Source organism: Mastigocoleus sp. MO_188.B34 (genome assembly GCF_030065675.1).
Lineage (GTDB): Bacteria > Cyanobacteriota > Cyanobacteriia > Cyanobacteriales > Nostocaceae > Mastigocoleus.
This window is the reverse complement of sequence record NZ_JASJDK010000023.1, coordinates 73,171-79,170: the sequence shown is the minus strand read 5'-3', so window position 1 is coordinate 79,170 and position 6,000 is coordinate 73,171. Positions and strand designations below refer to the sequence as shown.

The 6,000-nt window shown below is 35.1% G+C and carries 5 protein-coding genes; 3 read left to right on the top strand and 2 right to left on the bottom strand.

Annotated features, from left to right (window positions below; genetic code table 11):
- Window positions 1-1,364 precede the first annotated feature (1,364 nt).
- Window positions 1,365-1,691 (top strand): thioredoxin family protein, encoded by a 327-nt coding sequence (locus tag QNJ50_RS08730; RefSeq protein WP_300634165.1) that lies wholly within the window; start codon window positions 1,365-1,367, stop codon window positions 1,689-1,691.
- Window positions 1,692-1,704: 13 nt separating this feature from the next.
- Here the strand turns inward: QNJ50_RS08730 and QNJ50_RS08725 are convergent, their stop codons facing one another.
- Entirely contained in the window at window positions 1,705-1,929 is a 225-nt protein-coding gene (locus QNJ50_RS08725) for a hypothetical protein (RefSeq protein ID WP_300634163.1), read from the bottom strand.
- 260 nt (window positions 1,930-2,189) lie between these two features.
- Window positions 2,190-4,046: a DUF5942 domain-containing protein gene (locus QNJ50_RS08720; protein WP_300634160.1), complete on the bottom strand. Its 1,857-nt coding sequence runs from the start codon at window positions 4,044-4,046 to the stop codon at window positions 2,190-2,192.
- Window positions 4,047-4,272: 226 nt separating this feature from the next.
- Here QNJ50_RS08720 and QNJ50_RS08715 point away from each other — a divergent pair, with 226 nt between their 5' ends.
- Window positions 4,273-4,698: a hypothetical protein gene (locus tag QNJ50_RS08715; RefSeq protein ID WP_300634157.1), complete on the top strand. Its 426-nt coding sequence runs from the start codon at window positions 4,273-4,275 to the stop codon at window positions 4,696-4,698.
- A 95-nt stretch (window positions 4,699-4,793) separates the two neighbouring features.
- Entirely contained in the window at window positions 4,794-5,612 is an 819-nt protein-coding gene (thiD, locus tag QNJ50_RS08710) for a bifunctional hydroxymethylpyrimidine kinase/phosphomethylpyrimidine kinase (RefSeq protein WP_300634154.1), read from the top strand.
- The last annotated feature ends 388 nt before the right edge of the window (window positions 5,613-6,000 follow it).

The window sequence follows — 6,000 nt, the reverse complement described above, 5'->3', positions numbered from 1 at the left end:
AAAGTATTGGTAGATGCACCCTGATAATCCACTCCCCTCGCTGGCTCAAACTGGCTTGGGGATTTTTTTATAAGTATTTATCCAATAATGTTTTCTATTCAAATTACCCGGATTTTATTGATTAGATTGAGAACAAAGTATTGGTAGATGCACCCTGATAATCCACTCCCCTCGCTGGCTCAAACTGGCTTGGGGATTTTTTTTGGCTGATATTGAACATCTCTGAATTTTACTAAAACTACCCGGATTTTATCAACTAAATTGAGAATAAAGTAGTGGTAGATGCACCCTGATAATCAACTCCCTAGTTGGCTGCCACCTGCTAGGGCTTTCTATTATTTTGTTTATCACTTTTAAGCTTTAGTTTAAAAGAAAGCAATTATAGTTTTAGCTTAAGAAGCATCATATAAATGTGTCAAAATAATTTAGGTATAACCTAATACTATTTGATGTTATAGGCTAAATCTCCATAATAATTTTTGAGATATACAATTTTTTAGTGCTTGTAAATTACACTAGCATTAAACTAACAATAGTTTAAACCATTACAAACTTTTTTTTTAATTATCTGATGATTTAAAAAAAAAATACCAAAAGTATGAAAAAATACGTTAATTGATTGATATTTTATATTTTTTAATCCAAAAAATCTATTATTAAAGCCTTTAAGACTGTTGTTTCTTAAGAGAGGGGTTATTAAGGTGTATTAATTTCCACTCTTTAAGTAGTTAAAAAAACTAAAATATGATGTTTTATTTCAGAAAATCTTTATGATTTAAATGGCAAATTATTTTAAAAATAAAAATATGGCTTAAGTTATCAAGAACTGTATCCATACATCTCCTATGGAGTAAATAGAGATACTTGAAGATGAAATGTAATTGATTACATTTTGTCTTTTAATCAAATTTTCTCTGCATACATAATATTGTCCTATTATGAAATTGCATTAGAATAGCCAATCACAGATTATAGCCTTATTATTTACTTATCAATTGCAATTAATTATCAAGTAACAAAAATAGCTTCGATAATATTCCATAAAATATTTAACTATCGATTACTTTTCCATTAATTGATAATTTTTATAATTAGCTAGGTAATAAGATGTAAAGAATCAAATTAATAATTATTGTCATGCTATTTCTATGATTATCAAAAAAAAATTATTTTTTGGTTGATTAAGATTGATAAAAACAAAAATAAACAAAGGGGAAAATATGTTTTTTTAATAAAAATATTTAAATTTTATTCTTATTATATTTATCAAATTATGTTCAATATAAAGAAAATATTAATATGGAAATGTGTGATAATATTTTATTCGCATAGACTAAATAATTTAGTTATAAAAAGTAAAAACAATGGCTTTATCTGTGATTAAATTTTCTAGTGAAGACTGTGGTATTTGTCATAAAATGTCGTTTTATGACAAAAAAGTAGCTTCTGAATTAAATTTGGAATTTATCGACGTCAAGATGCAAGATACAGCGACATACAGGAAGTATCGTCATATTTTGTTGGGATTGTATCCTGATAAGTCACAAATGGGTTGGCCTACATATGTAATTTGTGACCATCTAGAGGATGAATTAAAGATTTTTGGAGAAGTTAAAGGAGGTCATGCCAAAGGAGAATTTAGAAGTCGCTTACAAGCCCTTCTTGATGGTATAGAAGCGACTCAAAACTAATAAGATAATAAGATTAAATAAGATTAAAAGAATTCACCTCCAGCACAGGACCAATTGCAGCATTAGTCATAATATCTTCACGAACCTTGCCATTAACTTCTGCTTTTTGTCCCGACTGGAGTAATTTTTTGTCTGCACCCCTCATAATTTGATAGGTCGTACCTTCTTCAGTAACTAAAGCCCAAGCACCCATACCAATATCTCGACGTTCTATAGTACCTTTCACAGTAATATTCATATTTTTTCTCAATTAGTGCCTTTCAAGGTTGTCATACAAAATTTGATAGAGTTCCCAAATCAAACTCTTTGAATTATGAGGCTCTCTTAGTTGCTGTTAATTAACCTCAATGTAAATCCCCTCCTCAATTCCCTTGAGATTAAACATTGGGGGAAATTTTCTCGGAGAGGAAATAATGTGTACCCTTTGAACAACTATGGATCCCATGGGGAAAATATAGAAAGACCATAAGAGGACAGGGTATTTTAGGTTTAAAACGCTTATGTTGTGGCTTGTTCTCGATTATTTGCTGCTAAACGTGCCAGACCAAAGCAAAGTATGGCATTAACAATTAAAAATCCACGAGCTGCGATACCGTTTCCAAATCCCCAAACAGCCGGGTCGAATATGGAGCTAACAGCTAAACAAGAAGCTATGCCTAAAGACGTACCAATTGCGAACCACTTCCAATGGGCATTTCCTAGAAGTAATGCCATTAAAACTACAGGAACCAGTATGCTTGCAAAAAATGGATTTAAAGGATCTGTTCCTTGAAGAGTATTACCCAATTCTGGGATCGAACTACCTAGAAGCCGGAATGGCCATTGGGGAAGGTCGAAAATATAAATCCCTTTTAGGAAGAATAAACCAGAGCTACCGGCAATTAAACCGCTAGATAAAGTCCAACTCCAGGTAAAGGGAAAGTAAACTCTTAAAAACCAAGCCAGTAGATAAGAACCTACAACCATCAAAATTTTTGGTAATAAAGCTACCACGCCGCCATCAATCCAGAAACGGGGGTTGATATAACCGTTATCCCGCAACCAACGGAAGAAATCTTGGAAACTGATTTGTCCTTGAGCCGCTAACTTAACTGCTGCTTCTGCATTCAATTTTCCGGCTCCATAGTAATTTAAGCCATCATCTTGAACTTTACGAGCAGATTGTTCGAGCACGCTCAAAACTTCATTTGGATCGTTAATACCTTTGGCTTTAATTAATGCAGCAACAGCAGATACATGGGGTGCAGCCATGCTGGTGCCTTGTAAACCCATGAATGTGTTCGTACCCTTATTATCGGGATCTATGGTTTCTTGGAGGATTTTTCCTGCATCGCTACCGCCAGGGGCAGAAATTTCCACTCCAGCACCGTAGTTAGAGTAGGGAGCTTTTTCACCATCTGGACCAAATGCCGAAACACCGATCGCGTGAGGATAGCGTGCTGGATATTCCGCACCATTATCACTAGAATTACCAGCAGCAGCAACGATAACTACACCTTTTCTGTGGGCATATTCAATTGCTTCTTTCATCAATTGATTTTCGCCACCGCCACCTAAGCTCATATTAATTACATCTGCACCATTGTCAGCGGCAAACTTAATCGCTTCGGCAATATCAGCAACGGTTCCAGCTCCAGATTCATCTAATACCTTCAAAGGCATTATCTGAGATTCATAGGCAATTCCGGAGACACCATAGCTGTTATGAGTTGCTTGAGCAATAGTACCGGCAACATGAGTACCGTGTCCGTTATCATCTCTAGCGTTCGTTGTATCGTTAACAAAATTGTATCCTTGAACAAATTTTGTTTCGTTCAAATCTCGTACCTGAGTCACGCCGGTATCGATTACAGCAACCGTGACCCCGTCACCTTTAGTTTCTTGCCAAGCCCCTTCCACATTAATATTGTGAAAATTCCATTGCTTGTCGTACATTGGGTCATTGGGGAAACTAAAAACAGTTTTCCTTTCAGCTGCTCCTTCCGATTGGAGAACTTCTCCTAAACGAGCTGTTTCGCCAAGGGGAGGAATTTCGTATATATAATTTGGCTCAATAAATTCTGTGGCTTTAGCAAATTCTGATTTACGTAGTTGCTTGAGTAGTTGGGGGTTACCCTTAACAATATAAACGTTATCCTTCTGAGAGAATTTATTATCTAACCTTGGAGTAACATCGAATTGTTGCGCGATCGCATTTAAATTCTGCTTCAATGTCTCCTGAGAAATATCTTCACGAAAATCCAGCAGGATAGAATTATATTCGCCTTGGGTTGCTAATCCTTGAAAATTTAAAAAATTGAACAGAGCAAATCCCAGTCCAACTAAAAACAAGCAAAATAAGATAAACTTTCTCATTTTAAACCCATAATTGTTTTGCTAGTTTACTGACTACCTTAACTCATACCTAAACCTATACTCACTCCTAGTGCTTTGATTTTATAAAATGGTTACATAAGTCACCTGAAGTAATGATATTTTGAGCAATTCTTTTCAAGTAAATTGCGATCAAGACAATATCAAACAATAATTCAAACAAAAACAACAAAATCTTTTGATTGACAAATAGAGTCGGATATTAAATATGGAACGCGGACTTTTATGGTTTCCTCTACTGATAGCTTTCTTCTGGTTAGCTTGGGAAGGTTGGAAAGAATTTCAGAAAATAGAAACCTATCGCAGTTGGGCTGAACAGTTTGAGCAGGCAAAATACGATATATATTCAGTTTTAGGTCAAAAAGATAACAAAATCACTTGGGGTAAACCTACAACTAAAGGTCCAATACAATTAGAAACATTTTCTCTAGACAATGTAGAGAAGTTAAATATCTTAGTAGACGAAAAATTAGTAGATGTTGGGAGTCTACCAAGTAAAGGGAAAAAAATTGAATTAGAATTCGAGTTTAACAAAACAGAAAAGTCAGTGCGTATCCCATTTACAGAAATATCTTTAGCAGCAGAATGGGGTAAATTTTTACAGGAAAAATTACAATCGGAGCCGAGTGATTAGTCACTACTAACACCTTGTTATTCCTTTGTTCCTGTTCCTGATTCTCAATTTCTACTTCTCAATTTCTACTTCTCAATTTATAAGTTGTTCAAATTATGAGTGTTGTAAAATCATCTTCTGTACCTACTGTTTTGACTATTGCGGGCTCTGATAGTGGTGGTGGTGCAGGGATTCAAGCCGACTTGCGCACTTTTGCTTTCCATTGTGTCCACGGAACAAGTGCTATTACCTGCGTTACCGCTCAAAACACTTTGGGAGTGCAACGGGTAGATGCAATGTCAACCGCAGGCGTAATTGCTCAAATACAGTCAGTTGCAGAAGATATTGGCGTAGGAGCAGCAAAAACCGGTATGTTACTCAATCAAAAAATCATTGCTGCTGTTTCCCAACAATTAAAAGAATTACAAATTCATAATTTAGTTGTTGATCCAGTAATGGTATCACGGGCTGGAGTGCAATTAATTGATGATGATGCTGTTAATACTTTGCGCAATGCTTTAATTCCCCAGGCTATCATTGTTACTCCAAATCGCTACGAGGCAAAAATTTTAAGTGGCTTGGAAGTTAACTCTGTAGATGATATGCGTTTAGTAGCTCAAATTATTTGCGAAAAAATAGGAGCAAAAGCTGTACTAGTCAAAGGTGGTGGTATAAAAGGTGAGGCTAGGGGAATTGATGTTTTCTTTGACGGACAAAATTTAGAAATATTACAAACCATCATGATAGATACCGATAACACCCATGGTACTGGTTGTACCCTCTCAGCTGCGATCACAGCTAATCTTGCATCTGGGAAGGATTTACTAACTGCTGTCAAACAAGGAAAAGAGTATGTAACTGCGGCTTTGAAATACGCTCTAAATATTGGTGCAGGTCAAGGACCTGTAGGGCATTTTTTCCCTTTGCTGAAATAATGTAATTAATAAGGTCAATTGTCACTTTTTTCAAGTCTTGCAACCTTTAACTTCTCAGCACAAGATTATTTACTTTTTGGTCCATTACTTCTATCGGAGAAATCAGGGAATGCTAAAAAACAAACTATCTCACAGCATTAACCCTGCTAACAGATTGTTGTATTTTTGACGAGTCTACGAAGAACGTAACTATTTATCTTAAAGGCTGAAATATTTAAAGGTGAAGTATTATATTTATTTATTGGAGGTCTTTGAAACCAAAAAGTTACACTAAGTTTACGACAAAAAAGCTATACCCTGGATAAATTTTTCCTCTTTAATTCCAACTATGTATCTTTTTATCTTGATTTACAGAGTTACTGAGCAAGGGAATCAAAAATATAAAAAG

What these genes read in the sequence shown, in the direction of transcription:
- QNJ50_RS08720 (WP_300634160.1), bottom strand. Translation starts at nt 4,046, where the DNA reads ATGAGAAAGTTTATCTTATTTTGCTTGTTTTTAGTTGGACTGGGATTT.
- thiD (WP_300634154.1), top strand. Translation starts at nt 4,794, where the DNA reads ATGAGTGTTGTAAAATCATCTTCTGTACCTACTGTTTTGACTATTGCG.
- QNJ50_RS08725 (WP_300634163.1), bottom strand. Translation starts at nt 1,929, where the DNA reads ATGAATATTACTGTGAAAGGTACTATAGAACGTCGAGATATTGGTATG.
- QNJ50_RS08715 (WP_300634157.1), top strand. Translation starts at nt 4,273, where the DNA reads ATGGAACGCGGACTTTTATGGTTTCCTCTACTGATAGCTTTCTTCTGG.
- QNJ50_RS08730 (WP_300634165.1), top strand. Translation starts at nt 1,365, where the DNA reads ATGGCTTTATCTGTGATTAAATTTTCTAGTGAAGACTGTGGTATTTGT.